Consider the following 2,743-nt stretch of genomic DNA (forward strand, 5'->3'; position numbering starts at 1 on the left):
AAGGGCCGAATCTAAGACCTAATTGGTTAAGCTAAAAGCTTTGATGTGCTTAGTTTCTAACCTTCTTTTTAGGTAGGAGAATTGTCAGATTCTGTCTTTTGCCTCTTGCCTGTTGCCTCTTGCCTTCAGAAGCTGATAATTGCTGATTGTCGGTATTTCTGTAAGTGTGAGATGCACCCAAACTAACACACCTAAAATTGTTAATTAACGCATGGTGACGAATTCCTCGGCAGCACTGGGATGAATGCCGACAGTGGCATCAAAATCGGCTTTTGTTGCGCCCATTTTTACGGCAATGGCTACTCCTTGAATAATTTCGGCGGCGTGATCTCCCACCATGTGCGCCCCGAGAATTTTACCACTTTCCTGATGGACAACTAATTTCATCAAAGTTTTGTCCTCTCGGCCTGGTAAAACATTGTAACCGGGGCGGAATTTAGACCGATAAACTTTAATTCCCGTGTCACCATATTGTTTTTTTGCTTGCAATTCTGTTAATCCCACCGTCGCCGCTTCAGGAGTAGAAAATACTGCCGAAGGAACATTTTCATAACTCATTAACCGGGGTTTATTACCAAAGACTGTATCGGCAAAAGCTCGCCCCTGATTAATGGCCACGGGAGTTAAATTAATTTGATCAGTACAATCGCCCACGGCATAGATATTATCTTCGCTGGTTTGGCTATACTCGTTGACGACAATTGCCCCATTTTTTACCTCGACATTGACATTCTCTAAGCCCAATTTTTCCAGCTTAGGAATTCTTCCAGTAGCGGCTAATCCTAGGGCATCAACAAATAAGATTTCTGAGGTTTCTTGACCCTGAATATGTACTTTTAAACCCTCAGCAGTTTTCTCGATCGAAGTGGGGAAAGTTTCGGGCATAATTTTAATTCCCTGACGGATCATTTCCGCTTGAATCTCATCGCGGATATCCTCATCAAACCCTCTTAAAATCTTGTCTTTACGGATTAACTGCACCACTTCTGTCCCTAATCCGTGCATAATACCAGCAAATTCTACCCCAATATATCCCGCCCCTAAAACTATAATTCTTTTCGGTTGTTCTGGCAGTTGAAACATGGCATCAGAAACTACTGTATGTTCGATCCCCGGAATATCAGGTTTAACGGGATGTCCCCCCACGGCAATTAAAATTTTATCGGCAGTAATTTTCTGATCTCCCACCTCTAGGGTATGGGGATCAATAAACTTGGCATAATTAGGAAAAATCGTCACTTGAGAATTATCGAGCATCTTTTGATAAATGCCATTCAAACGTATAGTTTCCTGATTAACGGCGCTAATTAATTTTTGCCAATTTAACTGACTCTCTACCGGACTCCAACCGTAACCTTCCGCATCCTTAAATAGTTGCGGAAAACGACTAGAATAAACCATTAATTTTTTGGGAATACAACCGCGATTAACACAGGTTCCTCCCAAACGATCGTATTCTGCTAATCCCACTTTTGCCCCGTATTCGGCTGCCCGTCTAGCGGTGGCAATACCACCAGAACCACCACCAATTACCAATAAATCAAAATCATAACTCATAAAAACATCCTCGCAAATGAATAGAAGTTTGACGGAATCAAGAAACTTTTTTGGCAAAAAGGGGAGCGAATATCTCGGATCAATCCCTAACTGAATCTATCGAGTAACTAGCAGAATATGGTCACTAATGCTGCTAAATTAGAGTCAATTTACCTACTGCCAAGACTTAATTCTATGCTAACACGCCGCTCGAAATTATCTTTTCTCTTGGGGACTTGTTCCCTATTTCTCTGGGTAAACCATCCCGTCACCCTCGCAACCCCCATCAGTCAAGACAATTCTCTCCCTTCCCAGTTTATCTGTCCGGCAGACTTAGCCACCAGGATCGATCGCATTTTGGCCCGACCCGATTATCAAGGCGCTTATTGGGGAATTTTCGTAAAATCCCTTAATTCTCAGGAAAATCTCTATAGTCTCCACGAAAATAACTTTTTTACTCCCGCTTCTACTGCGAAATTATTAACCACTGCCGCCGCTTTCAGCAAATTTAACCGCGATTATCGTCTGAAAACCCCCATTTTAGCCCAGGGCAACCCCCCCGATTTAGAAACTTTAACCTTAGTCGGGAGGGGAGATGCAACCATAACCACAGAAAAGTTAGAAAAATTAGCAGAAAAGTTAAAAGCACAGGGAATTAACTCAATTTATCGCTTAATTGTCGTTGCTAGTCCTTTTGTCGTCTCCGATAGTCAAAAAACCTGGGAATGGGAAGATGTCTTTTTTGACTATGCTGTACCCGCTTCTAGCTTGGTTTTAAACGAAAATTCCGTCACTTTAAGGCTTTTACCGCGACAATTGGGGCAAAGCTTAGATTTACAATGGTCTGATCCCATTGCCGCTAAACAATGGCTAATTGAGAATCAAACCAGCACCGCAGCGCAAGGAAGCCCGAATACTCTGGCAATTAAGGGCAATTTAGCCAATAATCGCCTAATTATCACTGGTTCTCTGGCGATTGATAGTCAAGATGATTTTAATTTAGCTATTCCTCAACCTTCGGAGTATTTCCTCGCTCACTGGCGTAATATCCTTGAAAAAGCGGGAATTACCGTTAAAAACGCCGAAATTAGCGCAGAAATTCTCGGTTATGAAATCACCAATTTAGAATCAGAACCCCTAGCATATTTGGTGGAAAAAGTCAATAAAAATAGCGATAATTTACTAGCCGAAACCCTACTACAAATGC

At 42.0% G+C, this 2,743-nt stretch carries 2 protein-coding genes; one reads left to right on the forward strand and one right to left on the reverse strand.

Annotation, left to right across the window (positions count from 1 at the left end; translation table 11 throughout):
* Positions 1 to 204 precede the first annotated feature (204 nt).
* A complete protein-coding gene (gene gorA / locus PX481_RS09950; protein ID WP_288094513.1) occupies positions 205 to 1,557 on the reverse strand; it encodes a glutathione-disulfide reductase in 1,353 nt (450 codons plus the stop codon).
* A 174-nt stretch (positions 1,558 to 1,731) separates the two neighbouring features.
* Here gorA and dacB point away from each other — a divergent pair.
* On the forward strand, positions 1,732 to 2,743 hold a 1,012-nt coding region (dacB, locus tag PX481_RS09955), incomplete at its 3' end, for a D-alanyl-D-alanine carboxypeptidase/D-alanyl-D-alanine endopeptidase (protein ID WP_288094514.1).

The sequence above is a fragment of the Microcystis sp. M53603_WE2 genome, from assembly GCF_030065435.1.